Source organism: Gemmiger sp. An50 (assembly GCF_002161595.1).
Classification (GTDB): domain Bacteria; phylum Bacillota; class Clostridia; order Oscillospirales; family Ruminococcaceae; genus Allofournierella.
Genome location: NZ_NFID01000029.1, coordinates 1 through 14426 on the forward strand (window position 1 = coordinate 1; position 14426 = coordinate 14426).

Consider the following 14426-nt stretch of genomic DNA (forward strand, 5'->3'; position numbering starts at 1 on the left):
CTCCGGCAGGATCAGCTCGCCCACAAAATCGTTGTAGCTGTTGTGCCGGGAAATGGGCGTGCCGTCTTCTTTGTGCCAGATCTCACCCAGCTGAGCGGTGGCAATCACCCGCTTGCCCAGCCGGATATCGATGCCCTGCGTGGGCTGGGTTCCCTGATAGTAATACCGGGCCTTGCCGCCCAGTACCAGATGATCCCGCTTGGATTTATCGAGGGTACCGTGGACATAAATCACCGGTACAATCTGGCCACCCAGTTCCACTTCCAGCTTTTCGGTGCGCGCCATCATCATGGGAACCTGGATGGGCGGAACCAGCATACTGCTCTGGCCTACCGTTACCGCGATCTTGGCGCTGGGCTCCAGCGTGACCGGATCCAGTTCCAGGTAGCCCCGGTAGGCAACGCCCAGATGCTCGATCAGCCACAGCCGGAGAGTGGCCAGATCGCTGAGCTTCCGGTTGCCCTGCCGCTGCAGGGTGCGGGCAATAGCCATCGGCACCCGCACATAGATAACCGTGGAGGGATCAGGCCACTGAAGATTCAGGCCCTCGGGCAGCTGAAGATTGTTTTCCTCGGTTACGGTCATCTTCAGGTCAAAGGGGCCGCTCACTTTGTAATAAGGGCCGGGCTGACTGCGGGTGTAGATGCACCAGTCACCGGTGCCGCCGGACAGGCAGGCCAGCGCATTGTTGAGACCATATCCGTGCTCATTCAGGCGGCTGTTGGTCAGCGGAGCACTGCCCAGCTGAAGCGCATTGGTGAGTGCGGCAAGATCCATGCCACAGCCCCAGTCGGCCACTGCCAGGTGAATATAGTTCTTGTCTGCATCAGGTGCCAGCGCCACGCAGATCCGAGCCTTTTCGCCCGCCAGTGCGGCGGCAAGAGCATCATCGCACCCCTCGAGGATACCCTGATGGAAGAGCATTCCCTGACGGGCCAGCCCGACAAAGGCCTTGCGAGTGATGTTGATAGCGATTTCGTGGCTCTCGTTGGTGGCAGCGGTGATGTTGTTCATGTTCTGGTTGTTCATATTGAATCCTCTCTTTCTTATTTATAAGGAATGTGTTTGATCCACTGCCCTTTTCCGGCTTGTTTTGTTGCGGCCGGCATGTTATGATGAGAGGGCAGATTGGATTGTTTTGACGTACGGTTCATTTTGCGTTTGCCGTGTCTGAGTTGCCGCTCAGATACGGCTTTTTTCGTGTGTGGAAAGCAATCTTTATCACAGCCAGCAGGCAGGGACAATGACCAAACTGCCTGCTACGGTGATCCGGGATGTTGTCCACTTCGTAGATGAAGTGGGCGCGGATGTGTTTCATATTGATACCTCCTATCCAAGATATATAGGGTGTAGTGGTTTCCCTGTGCTTATATTATAATATACTGTCGTCAGTATATCAAGTAGCAACTCGGAAAAATACTGACGATAGTATAGGCCATGTATTGTGCATATTGACAGTAGAGCCGAGAACGGCTTTCCTATATAATTAAAATACTTATAATGTAAAAGAAACGGGGGTGCCTATAATGCCATATACTGATGCCCAAAAAAGGGCAACGGCCAAATATAATGCCAAGGCATATGATCGTATTGAAATCAAAGTAAAAAAGGGACAGAAAGAAATCATTCAGAAGCGGGCGGAGCAGCTGAATAAGAGCGTGAATGGCTATATTACAGATTTGATTGAAGAGGATCTGGCCGGCAGCGATTTGGCGGAATATACAGAAGCCAATTCTGAATCAATTTAAATCCGACCTACAGGAAGATGTCGGTCCCCCCTGAGCACAAACCGACACATTCAACTATACGAAAGACGATGCTTTGGAAACCCAATGCCTCAAGAGACCACTGCACTAGCCATAAACCAAGCCTGTTTACATATTGCGAGATAAAGAACCTTACATAAAGCAGAGGAACCTACCCAGAGCCTTATTGGTACCGGGTAGGTTCCTCTTTTTATAATTTATTAAATCAACTGCCGTATCTGTCCATTACTCTCCCGGTTCAGCTTCTTCAGTCGATTATCTTCCACCAGGATTTGCAAATGCTCCCGGAACGCAAAGTCATACAGATTTTTTCCGGTCTCTGTGCGTATCACCTGTCATCAGAGTTCTCAGTGACGACAAACACTTTCAAAAAGATTGATATTGCTGTATTGGCGTTCAATAAGCAGAAAGACCAGAGTGAATTTATGGAGAACAGCGCTTCATATACTCCTGTTTCAGATTTGCTTTTGCAGCTGCTTCTGGAAGAACTTCGTGTTGTACAGCTTCAGCGCAACCGGTACATTCAGCCGGCTCTTCTTGTAGCCCAACACAATCTGACAGTTGTTGGCCATATCCACGATCAACAGTTGACCAGAAACGAATCGGGCCATCGGAGAGTTTAAAAACAGCAAGGGTTCAGCCATCTCGGCAGGAGTAGCCAAACGACCGGCTGTACCATTTTCTTTTAGCAGCGCCTCTTTGCCTCCGGCCATCTTCTCAAATTCCTGTTTCATGCCAGTATCGGTGGAGCCGGGCAGCACCGCGTTTACACGGATGCCGCGGGAAGCCAGATCTACTGCTTTCTTATTGGTGTAGTAGTTCATCGCCCGCTTGGAAAGCGAATAGGCCATGATGCCCACGCCATTTTTGGGCGCGACCTTTTTCATAAAAGCGGCCATCTCTTCCCAAGTGGAGCAGTCCATTACGGCACGGTATTCTTTCTGCCATTTTTTCCCACAGTAATCCGCCGGTGGAGGTAACATAGGCAATCGCATCACCTTCCTTCATCCGCTTTTCCAGATAGGTTTCGGTAATATATTTGTTCGCGCTGAAGTTTACAGTGAAGGTAGTCCACCAGTCGGTCTTGGCGCCGGAGAGACCCGCTACGCCAAAGAAGCAGTGGATGTGTTCAGGCAGAAGGGTGAAGGCATGGTCAATACTTGCTTTGTCGGAGAGGTCAGTGTGGATGAACTGTGCCATGCCATGGGGTAAATATTCGTTGCAGTCTAACCCATAGACAACAGCCCCCTGGGCAATCAAGAGCTCACACACAGCCCGACCGATACCGCTGGCAGACCCGGTCACAACACACACCTTATCGGTATAATCCATCAGATTGTTTCTTTCTTCACTCATGGTCCGATTCTCCCTTTCAGTAGACATTTGTCTCTATTGTGAAAAAATTATATAATGAAAAAAGCGGCGCGTAAAGCGGCTTGAAGTCAAATGAAACAGAATGGAGGAAACTGGCTCATGCCTCAAAGCAGAGTGCAGGAATACATCACGATTGCGATGTTTGAGCTTCTGGAGAAAAAAGACTATGCACACATTACCGTGCAGGATCTGGTGGATCGGGCCGGGGTATGCCGAGCTTCTTTTTATCGCAACTACTTCACCAGAGATGAGGTGATCGAACGCTTTCTGGATGGGATTTTCACCGAGGCATATCCCAGAGAGAGCATGTCTTCTGCCAATGTGGAGGAATGTATCCTGCACTTCTTCAAGACAGCTCTAAAATACCGCCGGCAATTGCGGGCATTGCTTCAACGAGGGTTATTGGATCGGGTGAGCATGGCTTTCTATCGACAAACACTGGAGCAGATCCGGCATTTACAAGTGCTGAACAACAAATATCAGCCATATTTCTTTTCCGGAGCTTCTGCAGCCATGCTGTGTGCCTGGGTGGAAAATGATTTTGCCGAACCACCTGAGGAGATGGCGCACATTTTCATGGAGTCATTGCAGGGATATATGGAGCTGACATGATCGGATAGCGGGATATCCCGGGAACTGTGGATGTACTTATAGTGTAAGATAAAATTTCCGTGTATAATAAAATCATTCCAATCGATTTACCGGATTGAAGCGTTACGAATTGGGGGACAATCAAAATGACGGATCCACATCTGTCACCCAACGCAATGCACATCGATTGGGCCTGAGCGGTGATACCGTTCAATGACGGCGATTTCAAAAGGTCGTTCTCATGAAATTGGTATTCCCCCCTATAATGCTATACTTTAAACAGACTGAAAGTGTGGAAGTGACATCCATGAATCGTGCGGAATTGAAACGGTTTATTTTCGAAAATTATAATGTAGAATCGGATTTTCCCTGGCTGAAATATCCCAATTATGAAGTATTTCGCCATAGCAACAATCAAAAGTGGTTTGCCCTGATTATGGATATTCCCAAAAACAAACTGGGATTGCAGGGCTCCAATCTTTTGGATGTAGTAAATCTCAAGTGCGACACACTCCTGATCGGCTCTTTGAGGTGCGAACCAGGCTTTTTCCCAGCATATCACATGAACAAGGACAGTTGGATTACGGTTGCTCTGGATGGCAGCGTTTCAGATGACAAAATCAAAATGCTACTCGATGCAAGTTATGATGCAACCGCACCAAAGGCAAGGCCCAAGAAACACTAAAGAACATTTGCGCTCAGCAACAAATAAACGGCGCAGGCATCACTGATGCGGTGATACCTGCGCCGTTTATTTCAGGTTGCAGATTCGATGGTCATTCATCCTTGAATTTCAGATCTTCCCTGTTCATGGGCCCTCCCATATTATAGATGCACATTTATTCTGTCTTTCCCAAAGCCCAACATATCCCAAGGAAGCATATATTTCCGTCAGTCCGCACCGCTATTTTTTTCTTCCTTCAAAATATCAATAAGTTCCAGGACCTGCTCATAGGATTTGGCTGCCTCCGGCACACCCACCAAAGCATTCCTGATTTTTTCCAAAGCCCCAATATTGCCCAAACGATCTTCTTCCGTCTCGTTGTTTTCGCAGCTGATCAGCGATCCCAATATAAAATTCCGCATGGTTTCCGTCTCGGCGTTGTCATCTCGAAACAAATTTATAATTTGATCTTTATTGTCGGTCATTTCCTTCCCCCTTCTCTGTACTCGTCATTTAATCATTCTGGACTCCGGTTTTTATCCAGTAAGTTCTCCGACTCTGCCCTGATTCTTTGCCAAGTCAGAAGTTCTGCTGATGTAAAATTGCTCTGAATCATGACAGAAAAATCTTGCTTTTGAACTTTCCAGAACAGTACATCTACCATGCTGGAAATGAAATAAAGTTACTGTTGTCCTGCACAGCATCACAGCTTCGCTGTTTGCAGTTATACGCATTCAACTTGGCCGCCATGGTATCAATTATATCTTTCCACCAGCAGTCCCTCATGCCGAATATAATTCAAGAGAATACGTCCAGGCAGTTCTACAACTCCATATCTGGGTGTTGCGTAATTGATAGCACACCTGCTTCGGGCCTGTATTCCCAGACATTCGAACCCAATACGATGGATCAAGCACTGACAGGCAGGGTTAAAGAGCATTGAAAAGCAGCGGTTTTTCTCTGCCCTTTTCCTCCATTTCTTATAATCCCAAATACGGAAACATCTCGAAGACGACCCCTACATAGAAACATCTTCCATGACAAGTTGTTCGCTTTCTGCATGACCTCAAAGTGCCAGAAATTCACCGGCAATATCCGAATTTGTGAACCGGAGTACATCCGTATCTTTTCTGCCAAACGCAAGAAAATCCACTCCTCCATACCACACAACGCTTTCATCAACGACGGCATACCGCTGATTGAGCGCCTTGTGCGTATGAACCACAATGTCCGCCAGTTCCAGCATCTTGATCGTTTCACGCACGCTTTCCTGATTTGAGAGTTCTCTGCCATCTAACGTTCTGGTATGGATTACAATTTCGACACCGGAAGCGACCGCCTTCTGCAAAGAGGGAAGCAATTTCACGATTCTTTCTTTTTGCAGATAAGGACTGACGATAACCACGCTGCGGATGGCATCATCCAAGTCCTGCTCAAAAGGAAGCATAGATGAGTGTCCATCATAAATCACACTGACAGACTGATCCGCTGCACCGAATTTGACCTGATATCCAAGTTCCGCATAACCTTTCAGGCGTTTATGATACATCCGCTCCAGAGTCGGAACATGGATATCCACATAATCGTAGATACGAACTTCCTGCTTTCCTTCATAATTTCTGTGGAGACGTCCGGCATACTGTGCCAATGTACCTTTCCACGATATGGGCATAGCCAGGAGCAGGGTGTCCAGCCGCGGGGCGTCAAAGCCTTCTCCAATATATTTTCCGGTAGCAACGACTACCACGTCCTCACCGTCAGGCACATTCTGCAATGCCGTCAGCTTTTCACGCTTATCCTTTTGCTTGTCACTGCCAATGAGCAGGAAAACATGTTTTACCTTGCCTGACAGATGACCGGCAAGCAGTACAGCGTGGTCTTTCCGTTCCGTCAGAAGAATTGGGGTGCGCCCCTCCTGAATCAACTTTAACGTGTCTGACACCAACAGTGCATTCCGGTTGTGATTTTCAATCACACCGGCGTACATATCCTGAATCCCGTTGGCATTCGGCAGTCTTAGACGTGTGAATCTGGGAATGACCATATGGGAGAATCTTCGCTTTTCCGCCTGACTTTTGGCATCCACCAAATACCGGACGGGGCCGCACTGCATAAAGATGATGGGATGATGACCGTCCTTGCGGACAGGGGTGGCAGACAATCCGTAAACATATTTGGCTTCCACTGCTTTCAGCACGGTTTCGAAGGTGAATGCGGCCACATGATGGCACTCATCCACAATGACCATTCCGTACTCTGTCACAAAAGACTTTACGGACTTTTCTCCTCCCTCAAGCAGAGACTGCATGGTGGCAATATCGACGATCCCACTGCGGGTATTCTTTCCGCTGCCAATTTGGCCAATGAGGTGCTGTTTTTTCTTCCTGCCCCGCTTTTTGGGCGGTTCCGGCAGAACTTCATGGATATTCAGAAATTGTTCCAGCGAGGATTTCCACTGTTCCAACAATGCACTGGACTGCACTAATACCAGGGTATTGACTTTGCGCTGTCCAATCAAATAGGCGCCAATTACGGTTTTCCCAAACGCAGTCGTTGCAGACAGAACACCCATGTCTGCATCCAGCAACGCTCTGGCGGCAGGTTCCTGTTCTGGGCGCAGCACTCCATTAAATTCCACATCAATGGAATGTCCCAGTGATCTGTGATCTTCCAGAACAACAGGGACTTCATATTGATTCAATGACCCCAGAAGTTCATCTATACAACCACGGGGAAGAGCGATGTATTCCTCGTCCTCATAGCCGCAGTCCAGAACACGAGGAATGCCATAAACGGAAATACGCATGGCTTGTTTGGAGCGAAATTCCGGATTTGGAAACGCCGCAAGCCGTTTGAGCGTATTCAACGCTCCTTGAGAGAAGCCCTTTTTCTCAATGTAAATCAAATTAGAACGATGCAGGTTTACCTGCAACGGAAAATCTCTGCGCGTCAGTTTTGTCTGGGTTCGCTTGCGTTTCCAGGGCACTTGCTTCTCCTCAGCATCCGCAAATTCTCCCATGTCCCCATGATAACACAGTTTCCTTAAAACTTCTTCCAACTGTTCCGGCGTGATTTTCGGCAAGGAGGACAGAAATGCCCACTGATCAGGATAAGGCTCAAAGCGGTCATCCACAAACAGAGAATTTCCGTCTTTCTGCGCCTGTCCTTGAAATGGCAAGGCAATCAAATTCCCGAAACCGCCCTTCGGAACAAGATCCTGAGACGGGAACAAACGATCATAGGATGAAAAGGATAGTTCATGCCGGCACGACATTGTCCGAGTCAGCAAACCGCTCCCCAAGCGCCTGGCATCGGCGGCGGAAACAGGCTCCGAAAAGAAAAACCAGACATGGGCGCCATTTCCGGAACGAGAGCGTTCCACTGCCGGTACAAGTCCCGCATCATTGCAGGATTTACAAAATGCAGTCACATCAAGTTTCCAGTTTTCTTCATCAAAATCCGCAGCCAACAGCCAGGTTTTGTTGTTCTCCAGCATTGGATAGATCGCCGCCACATCTCTGCACAAAGCATCACGGCCCATCAAATGCGCCTTGACTACATCGGCCGTGAGCGGCCGAAACTCGCGATTGGGACATTCTGCGCACCTGTATTTCTTCTTATCACACAGGCCATGCACCCATTCGTTTTTACAGACAGGGGTGTAACCGGTTTTTCCGGTGGTCGTGCTGTGATACCGGCGTGCATATACATCTTCCCGCCCTTTGAAAACAGAGAGGAAATACTGAATTTTTTCTCGTGAGGAGCTATGTGCGTGAACTGGGGCAGACTGTACATCCGTTCGCGCACAGCTGCGCCACAACGGCTCGGAGCAAACCGCCCTTTTGCCGTTTTCATCTTCACAGAGAAGCAGCGCCTGCTCTCCATCCAGAGACGGGACAATTTCAAGAAGTGTATACTCCCGTCCACTGATAATCGCTTTTCGATTCATACACAGCCCCTTTCTACACCAGCAGTTACTTCCGTCTATACTTTGTTTTCCTGCCGTTTCCGATCTGATAAATGAGCCCCTCCGCCACCATTCGTTTCAGAATCCGGTTGGCTGTAGCCTGGCTTACCTCCAGCAGCTGATCCACATCACTGCGCACGATATGACCATGTGAACCAATGAAATCCAGAATCTGTTGCTCTTCGCTTTTGAGCGTACCAACCAGTGTCACTGTATGATTTGCGCTGGCGTTCCTGTTTGGCAGCGTGATTTTGAATGCGTTGCTCGACACCTCGATTTTGGGCTTCAACTCCTTCTCCGTGTAGGCGTTTATGATTTTAGGCATACCTGTGCCGTATGCCTCAATCAGCTGCAGACGATAAAATACGGCTGCCAGTTTGGGATTTCGGCAAACAGAGAGTCCCAGCATAATGTCGTCAAGTGCAATGCCAGTTGGCAGCCCACCCACAGAGACAAATTCAATTCTGTCCGCATATACACTGACAAGGGTGCTTGCACGGAAAGAATAGTCTCTGTGAACCAGTGAGTTTAACATCGCTTCCCTCAGTGCATCTTCCGGATAATCCCGTGTATCGATTCGGTATAGCCCATCAAACGTTGCCTTTGTCTGGTTACGCAGATCGAGATAGCTGTATAGCTCCTCCATTTGCTGAAACAGCGAACCGTCAAATTCTCTTCTATCCTGAAAACTTCCTTTATCTTCCCCCGAGAAAGTCGCCGCCTTGATGGTGCCGGGACACTGATCGGACAGGAGGAGTGCTACATTGGAGTAAATACCATCTGCAGAAATCATCCCAAGGGTCTGCATTTTTGCAGCATCAAATGGGATATTCTGCTTTTCAAATTGCTTCTTTGCCGCGTCAAAGCTGAGGTTTTGTTCCAGTGAACGCATGGATTCGAAGCTGTCGCCATCAGTTTCTTTAATCATTCTTCGGATCGCAGTATCTGTAGCTGGGTCAGAAGAAGTACCGTTCCTGACATAGACCCCACTGGGTTTCAATCCCTTACTGCCCAGATAATAGGGCCGGTCGGTTCCTTTTTGAATGGTCACGGCAATGATATCTTTGTCGCCGACATGCTGGGTCTCATAGCCCACAAACATTGTCACATCAGGCTTAATAGAATCTCGAATCATATTGTTTAGCTGCAACATGACTTGGTCGGTGTTTTTGATCCCCAAGACAGTTCCGTCATTACTGACGCCAATATATAGCGTGCCACCTTTTGTGTTGGCAAAGGCAACGACTTCTTTGCAGATATCTCCCACAACCTCTGCTTTTAGTTCAACAACTTCACTCTCAACAAATACCATACATCGTGCCTCCTTTTCTTAGTTTTCATTATATTCATACTTGTCATTCTTGTCAAAATATATTCATCTGCCAAGAGCATCGTTCCGTGTTGTCAAAACCCACAGTCCAGAGGATTATTGGGTTTATACGGCGCAGTTTCTGCTCCTCTGTTCTGAGGTGATTGGCCTATCATCGCCCCCTAAAACCGGGCGGAACGTCTTTATAATACACCGAATCCAATCCCATACAAATCCCAAAAAGGCGAAAGGATTCCTTGCACCAAGCAGGGCGAAAAGTGGGAACTGCCGGAGCAGCGAAAAGGTTCAAAGAAGGCGGTAGAAAAATCAGCAAACAATTTTTTAATTCAGCTATGAACCTTATCCAACACATACATCCGCTCTGCCACTTTCTTCTAAACCAGCCCCTTCTCCTCGCGCAGCCGTGCCACAAAGGCCCCGAATTTTTCCTTATCAATTGCAAACACTCCGCTCACCTCGAGAAAATCATACCAGTGATCCGGCTGAGTGGCAACCGAACAACAGTAGAGTCCCCTTTTTTCGCCCGCCTGACAGAAGATTCCCTCCCCATTTCCGGAAAATGCGGAGCAGTTTTCCCTTCTATTGACACCCTGTCTGAATTCCTGTATCGTTTTTATAAAGACGGTTCCAAAATTCCGCACACTTCGTCATCCGGAAGGTACGAAATGCAGTCATGCAGGAAGGGATGTTTGCTCATGAAATGCTATGATGAACAGCTGCGTCAGTTACAGGCCCAATGCGCCCGCAAGAAAAAGCTGGATGCTTCCATAGAGGAACTGCGCGCCCAGCGCAAAGCCTATGCCGACCGTGCGGATGAGCTTCGAAAACTCCTTGCTGACGAACAGGCGGATGTGGAACGGCTGGAGGGGCGCAGTCTGGCTGCTTTCTTTTATCAGATGATCGGCAAGATGAATGAAAAACTGACCAAAGAGCAGCAGGAAGCCTATGCGGCTCAGGTAAAATACGATGCCGCCGCCCGGGAGCTGGAAGGCATTGAACGGGATTTGAAGCGATGCGAAGACGAGCGGAACTCGCTCTGGGGCTGTGAGGCTCGCTACGATGCCGTTCTGCAGGAAAAAACACTTGCCGTAAAAGCTGCGGGCGGGCTCACTGCGGAAAAGATCCTGCAGCTGGAAGATCGAAACGGCTACCTGGACAGCCAAAAGCGGGAATTGCAGGAAGCGATGAGTGCCGGGAATGCCGCACTGTCCTGCGCGGATCAAATTCTGTTCGAACTGAACAGCGCAGAAAGCTGGGGAACTTGGGATCTGGTCGGCGGCGGACTGCTCACAGATCTGGCAAAGCACAATCATCTGGACCAGGCACAGGCTTCTGTGGAAACCCTGCAGTCACAGCTGCGTCGCTTCAAAACCGAGCTGGCCGACGTGACGATTGATGCGGACATTCAGGTCAGCATTGATGGTTTTCTGCGTGTGGCCGATTACTTCTTTGATGGGATCTTTGCCGACTGGGCTGTACTGGATCAGATTCACCAGTCCCAACAGCAGGTACAGCGCGTGCGAAATCAGATTGAAAGTGTTCTGAATCATTTACACACATTGATGAATCAGACGGACGCAGAGCTGTCCCGTATTTCTCGGGAAATAGAGCAGCTGGTCGCGGGGATCTCCATGTAAGATTCACGAACCTCCCCTTGCCATTGCAGGAAGGTTATTTTCGTTATTTTCGGTTCTTCCACATAAAAAAGAGGGATTTGTTCCATGTTGCACTCCTCCAAAAATACAGGAGGGCCGCGTGCGCGGCCCTCCCTATTTTTTCGTTTTTGTACCCTCATGCTCCATCTGCCGTGTCCCCAGACATCATCTGCATCGCCTCTTCCTTTGCTTCCCGCTGATCCTGTTTCTCCCACTTTCTCTCGCGCGTCCGGTCTTTCGTGGTTTTGATCCACCCCATAATTCCGCACTCGCCCCCGAGGGTTGCGTATACGCAGGTCACCAGCGTGTCAGGCACCGATCCGTACATCTGGAATATCTGGATCATGACAATGGTGAAAACCAGCAGAGAAATTCCAACGATCACCAGGATCAAATTCATGACCTTGATGCTTCGCTTTTCCCCCGCTGCCTTTCCCTCCTTGTTTTCCATATCGCTACGCCTCCCCGCGCTTACATTCCAATCTGCTTAAAGATGTACCCGAGGGCAATTCCCAGCACCGCAGTGATCGCATAGCCAACAACTTTTCGCCACTGCTCTCCGTCCCGACCTTCCAGAATTTCCAGCCGCTTTCCCTGGTTCTCCTGCTCTTTCAGCATGTGTTCAATGAAGTTCAGTTCCGGGCAGTTTGCCAGTTCTGCAATATTAGACAAGTTCGATCACCACCTTTGGGGTCATGTTTCCATCCGGCGCATTTCCCGCCGTCCAATCCACCCGGGCCACTTTGGCTCTCGGCTCATACCGTTCGGTTTTACGCACATACTCGGCTACCATCAGCACCTGCGCGTTTTCCTGCGGGCCGTCGATGATGCTCCCGTCGATCCCAAACTCTCGATCCAGCGCCTGCTCTCCAGCCACTGTTCCATACAGGATTTGCAGGTTTCGCAGCACTTCTTCCGCTACGCTGTCGTTTGGTTTTCCCGGAAGGATCTCGACTACCGCGCCATCCGTGCTCAACATAGTCTTTCCTCCTCACAGGTATTCTTCGATGGTCAGCGTCACTTTGCACTCGACCATTACGCCGGAGTGCAGCACCGCCGCCCACTCGTCGCTGATGTCCACGATCTTGAACGGGTACGGGGAGATTGGCGAATTGCCCACAATGAAATAGTCCGCCACGGCCCGCTCTGCGCAGTCCTGGAAGTGCTGCATAACACTTCTCGGGTTCACCCCATCCTGCGCCCGCAGCAGCAGGTCATAGGAGTATTTTTTCAGCTTCGGCGCGATCCACTGGCTTCTCGCCTTTGCCCCCGTTCGGTTGTGTGTTGCCCACTCGCTCCCGGATTGCCCTTTCAAATTGCTGGGTGTCAGGATCTTCCGGTCGCTCACCGTGAAGGTCTGCCCCATGAAGCTGCCCAGTGCCATGTATATCCCCCCTTACTGATCCGGCTTTTTAACCGCACCATCGTTGTGCGTATGGTTTACCAGGCTGATTCCCTGTATCTCGATGTCTCCGGTTTCCGCCGTTGCTTTAATCTCTGGGGCCTCCAGCTCGATTTTGGTCGGGCTTTTCACCGACACATCACCAGCCTCTGTCACGGTGATAACCGTGCCATTTATGGTGATCTTTGCCTCTCCGCCCTCTACCTCTACCTCCAGCCCTTCTTTGATCTCCGCTGACATCTTTTTCGTCACCGACAGATCCAGGTCTCCGCCAGCAGCTATGCTCATTCCGCCACCGGCTTCTATGCTCACAAAGCCACCGGCTTCTATGCTCACCGATGTTCCCGCTATTATGCCCACGCCCGCGTTGGCGTTCAGGCCCACGCTGGACTTTGTGCTGGTGATCTGCACCTGTCCTCCTGCCACTGTGCTGACAGGGCCTTTTGCTTCGTCGTAGATTTCCCCGTTGCAGTTCCGTCCGGTGCGCTTGTCCACATACTGCGTAAACACGCCGGTGTTTTCGTCGTATCGGTCGTACGCCTTTCCCTTTTGGCTTGCGTATTCCTTCCGGTATAGTCCTTTGTACCCTTCCGCCGGGGTGTTTGTTTGATTCCATACCGTCCCTGTGGTCGTTGCCGCTGCATGGCCGCTGCTTGTGTGGGCCACGCTTACCACCTGGCCCACCACGGGCATTTTGTACTCTCCGTTGCTTATTCTTGTTTCCCACTCTCATTTCTCCTCGCTATTCATTTTTCAGTCCTCGCTCCAACCACTTGCACCGCAGACAGCGGGCCGCCGTCATGCCGATTCTTGTGCTTCTCCCCAGACAACAGTTCCGCCGGTATGATTTATAGCACTTCGGCTTTTTCCGTTTCACTCCGCAGCCTCCTTTCCGCAGTATAGAGGGCAGTTAAACCGCGTCACTTCACCCGGCTTCGGTCTGTGTTCGCACCCCTTTTTTACGCAGGTGTTGCAGTCAGGCTTGTTTGCCACGCCGTCAAAAAACGCTTTGTATTGCGCAGCCTCTCTTTTCGCCTCGTCCCGTTCCTTTTCCAGCTGTTCGATCCTTTTGTTCTGCGCCTCGCACACTTGCCCCCATCTCCGATTTTCCGCTTTCACGACCTGCATTTCGTTTTTCATCCGCGTATACTCACGCTCAATATCGAAACCTTCGGCAGCTACTTCAAGGCAAATCGGCGGAGCTGGCGGAACCAGTTTGTACCCCGCAATGAACAAATCGAAAATCCTTTCCGCCGGAAGCCCTGTCACCGCCAGAAACTTTGTGTACAGTTCGTCCATCTCCCTAACGTTCATCGCTCTCCTCCTTTTTTACTCCATCCAGATCACCCGACAAGACCAATGCCGTAGCCTCTATCACGATGCTCATAATGACCATATCCAGTTCGTCCCAGCTTATATTGGATTTTACCCGTCTCTGTCCGGCATCTTTCTGTGTGGTCATTTTGATAAGGTCGTACACATATTCTTTCAGCGCATCAATGTTTGATTTCTGCCCTTTGTCCATTAAGAACTTCCACATGGTATCTTTGATGGCATTTACATGGGCCGCAGATTTTCCAGGGCTGTTTCGTGCCCGCACTTGTCGCACCGGAAACTGTAAGTCTCCCGCTTTGAGCAGAACGCTCGCACCTCTCCGCACTCCTCGCAAACCACCAT

General features: G+C 49.7%; 18 protein-coding genes. 4 read left to right on the forward strand and 14 right to left on the reverse strand.

Features of this window, described 5'->3' with window-relative positions; all coding sequences use genetic code 11:
• Both B5G03_RS16620 and B5G03_RS17485 read right to left on the reverse strand, forming a co-directional pair.
• On the reverse strand, window positions 1-1029 hold a 1029-nt coding region (locus B5G03_RS16620; protein WP_206423648.1), incomplete at its 3' end, for a hypothetical protein.
• A gap of 121 nt (window positions 1030-1150) precedes the next feature.
• The gene (locus B5G03_RS17485) at window positions 1151-1318 is read right to left on the reverse strand and encodes a hypothetical protein (protein ID WP_162613448.1); all 168 of its coding nucleotides are present in this window, start codon (window positions 1316-1318) and stop codon (window positions 1151-1153) included.
• A 208-nt stretch (window positions 1319-1526) separates the two neighbouring features.
• Here B5G03_RS17485 and B5G03_RS16625 point away from each other — a divergent pair, with 208 nt between their 5' ends.
• Window positions 1527-1748: a hypothetical protein gene (locus tag B5G03_RS16625; protein WP_087182785.1), complete on the forward strand. Its 222-nt coding sequence runs from the start codon at window positions 1527-1529 to the stop codon at window positions 1746-1748.
• 473 nt (window positions 1749-2221) lie between these two features.
• On the opposite strand, the gene B5G03_RS18040 is transcribed toward B5G03_RS16625, so the two are convergent.
• Window positions 2222-2617 carry an SDR family oxidoreductase gene (locus tag B5G03_RS18040; protein WP_162613449.1) on the reverse strand — a complete coding sequence of 132 codons (396 nt, stop codon included), beginning with the start codon at window positions 2615-2617 and terminating at the stop codon, window positions 2222-2224.
• Complete coding sequence (locus tag B5G03_RS18045; RefSeq protein WP_162613450.1) at window positions 2571-3122, reverse strand: SDR family NAD(P)-dependent oxidoreductase; 552 nt, start codon at window positions 3120-3122, stop codon at window positions 2571-2573. The genes B5G03_RS18040 and B5G03_RS18045 overlap by 47 nt, the downstream gene beginning before the upstream one ends.
• A gap of 90 nt (window positions 3123-3212) precedes the next feature.
• On the opposite strand from B5G03_RS18045, the gene B5G03_RS16640 reads away from it, so the two are divergent.
• Both B5G03_RS16640 and B5G03_RS16645 read left to right on the forward strand, forming a co-directional pair.
• The gene (locus B5G03_RS16640) at window positions 3213-3752 is read left to right on the forward strand and encodes a TetR/AcrR family transcriptional regulator (RefSeq protein WP_140401735.1); all 540 of its coding nucleotides are present in this window, start codon (window positions 3213-3215) and stop codon (window positions 3750-3752) included.
• Between the two features lie 286 nt (window positions 3753-4038).
• A complete protein-coding gene (locus B5G03_RS16645) occupies window positions 4039-4416 on the forward strand; it encodes an MmcQ/YjbR family DNA-binding protein (RefSeq protein ID WP_087182798.1) in 378 nt (125 codons plus the stop codon).
• A gap of 206 nt (window positions 4417-4622) precedes the next feature.
• Here the strand turns inward: B5G03_RS16645 and B5G03_RS16650 are convergent, their stop codons facing one another.
• The 3 genes from B5G03_RS16650 to B5G03_RS16660 all read right to left on the reverse strand — a co-directional run bounded on the left by B5G03_RS16650 (window position 4623) and on the right by B5G03_RS16660 (window position 9674).
• Window positions 4623-4880 (reverse strand): hypothetical protein, encoded by a 258-nt coding sequence (locus B5G03_RS16650; RefSeq protein ID WP_058966206.1) that lies wholly within the window; start codon window positions 4878-4880, stop codon window positions 4623-4625.
• Window positions 4881-5461: 581 nt separating this feature from the next.
• On the reverse strand, window positions 5462-8344 hold the full coding sequence (locus tag B5G03_RS16655) for a TOTE conflict system archaeo-eukaryotic primase domain-containing protein (protein WP_087182789.1): 2883 nt from the start codon (window positions 8342-8344) through the stop codon (window positions 5462-5464).
• A 25-nt stretch (window positions 8345-8369) separates the two neighbouring features.
• Complete coding sequence (locus B5G03_RS16660; protein WP_058966210.1) at window positions 8370-9674, reverse strand: RNA-binding domain-containing protein; 1305 nt, start codon at window positions 9672-9674, stop codon at window positions 8370-8372.
• Window positions 9675-10387: 713 nt separating this feature from the next.
• Between B5G03_RS16660 and B5G03_RS16665 the strand changes: the two genes are divergently transcribed.
• Window positions 10388-11329 carry a hypothetical protein gene (locus B5G03_RS16665; RefSeq protein WP_087182790.1) on the forward strand — a complete coding sequence of 314 codons (942 nt, stop codon included), beginning with the start codon at window positions 10388-10390 and terminating at the stop codon, window positions 11327-11329.
• A gap of 154 nt (window positions 11330-11483) precedes the next feature.
• Here the strand turns inward: B5G03_RS16665 and B5G03_RS16670 are convergent, their stop codons facing one another.
• The 7 genes from B5G03_RS16670 to B5G03_RS17920 all read right to left on the reverse strand — a co-directional run.
• Window positions 11484-11798 carry a hypothetical protein gene (locus tag B5G03_RS16670; RefSeq protein ID WP_087182791.1) on the reverse strand — a complete coding sequence of 105 codons (315 nt, stop codon included), beginning with the start codon at window positions 11796-11798 and terminating at the stop codon, window positions 11484-11486.
• A gap of 20 nt (window positions 11799-11818) precedes the next feature.
• Complete coding sequence (locus tag B5G03_RS16675; RefSeq protein WP_087182792.1) at window positions 11819-12019, reverse strand: hypothetical protein; 201 nt, start codon at window positions 12017-12019, stop codon at window positions 11819-11821.
• Window positions 12012-12326, reverse strand: coding sequence for a GPW/gp25 family protein (locus tag B5G03_RS16680; protein ID WP_087182793.1), 315 nt, complete (start codon window positions 12324-12326; stop codon window positions 12012-12014). Before B5G03_RS16680 ends, B5G03_RS16675 begins: the two co-directional genes overlap by 8 nt.
• 12 nt (window positions 12327-12338) lie before the next feature.
• Complete coding sequence (locus B5G03_RS16685; RefSeq protein WP_087182794.1) at window positions 12339-12731, reverse strand: phage tail protein; 393 nt, start codon at window positions 12729-12731, stop codon at window positions 12339-12341.
• 12 nt (window positions 12732-12743) lie between these two features.
• Window positions 12744-13442: a DUF2345 domain-containing protein gene (locus B5G03_RS16690; RefSeq protein ID WP_087182795.1), complete on the reverse strand. Its 699-nt coding sequence runs from the start codon at window positions 13440-13442 to the stop codon at window positions 12744-12746.
• Window positions 13443-13622: 180 nt separating this feature from the next.
• Entirely contained in the window at window positions 13623-14063 is a 441-nt protein-coding gene (locus tag B5G03_RS16695; protein WP_087182796.1) for a hypothetical protein, read from the reverse strand.
• On the reverse strand, window positions 14053-14426 hold a 374-nt coding region (locus B5G03_RS17920; RefSeq protein WP_242962516.1), incomplete at its 5' end, for a hypothetical protein. The genes B5G03_RS16695 and B5G03_RS17920, both read right to left, overlap by 11 nt.

What these genes read in the sequence shown, in the direction of transcription:
- B5G03_RS17485 (WP_162613448.1), bottom strand. Translation starts at nt 1,318, where the DNA reads ATGAAACACATCCGCGCCCACTTCATCTACGAAGTGGACAACATCCCG.
- B5G03_RS16625 (WP_087182785.1), top strand. Translation starts at nt 1,527, where the DNA reads ATGCCATATACTGATGCCCAAAAAAGGGCAACGGCCAAATATAATGCC.
- B5G03_RS18040 (WP_162613449.1), bottom strand. Translation starts at nt 2,617, where the DNA reads ATGGCCTATTCGCTTTCCAAGCGGGCGATGAACTACTACACCAATAAG.
- B5G03_RS18045 (WP_162613450.1), bottom strand. Translation starts at nt 3,122, where the DNA reads ATGAGTGAAGAAAGAAACAATCTGATGGATTATACCGATAAGGTGTGT.
- B5G03_RS16640 (WP_140401735.1), top strand. Translation starts at nt 3,213, where the DNA reads ATGAAACAGAATGGAGGAAACTGGCTCATGCCTCAAAGCAGAGTGCAG.
- B5G03_RS16645 (WP_087182798.1), top strand. Translation starts at nt 4,039, where the DNA reads ATGAATCGTGCGGAATTGAAACGGTTTATTTTCGAAAATTATAATGTA.
- B5G03_RS16650 (WP_058966206.1), bottom strand. Translation starts at nt 4,880, where the DNA reads ATGACCGACAATAAAGATCAAATTATAAATTTGTTTCGAGATGACAAC.
- B5G03_RS16655 (WP_087182789.1), bottom strand. Translation starts at nt 8,344, where the DNA reads ATGAATCGAAAAGCGATTATCAGTGGACGGGAGTATACACTTCTTGAA.
- B5G03_RS16660 (WP_058966210.1), bottom strand. Translation starts at nt 9,674, where the DNA reads ATGGTATTTGTTGAGAGTGAAGTTGTTGAACTAAAAGCAGAGGTTGTG.
- B5G03_RS16665 (WP_087182790.1), top strand. Translation starts at nt 10,388, where the DNA reads ATGAAATGCTATGATGAACAGCTGCGTCAGTTACAGGCCCAATGCGCC.
- B5G03_RS16670 (WP_087182791.1), bottom strand. Translation starts at nt 11,798, where the DNA reads ATGGAAAACAAGGAGGGAAAGGCAGCGGGGGAAAAGCGAAGCATCAAG.
- B5G03_RS16680 (WP_087182793.1), bottom strand. Translation starts at nt 12,326, where the DNA reads ATGTTGAGCACGGATGGCGCGGTAGTCGAGATCCTTCCGGGAAAACCA.
- B5G03_RS16685 (WP_087182794.1), bottom strand. Translation starts at nt 12,731, where the DNA reads ATGGCACTGGGCAGCTTCATGGGGCAGACCTTCACGGTGAGCGACCGG.
- B5G03_RS16690 (WP_087182795.1), bottom strand. Translation starts at nt 13,442, where the DNA reads ATGCCCGTGGTGGGCCAGGTGGTAAGCGTGGCCCACACAAGCAGCGGC.
- B5G03_RS16695 (WP_087182796.1), bottom strand. Translation starts at nt 14,063, where the DNA reads ATGAACGTTAGGGAGATGGACGAACTGTACACAAAGTTTCTGGCGGTG.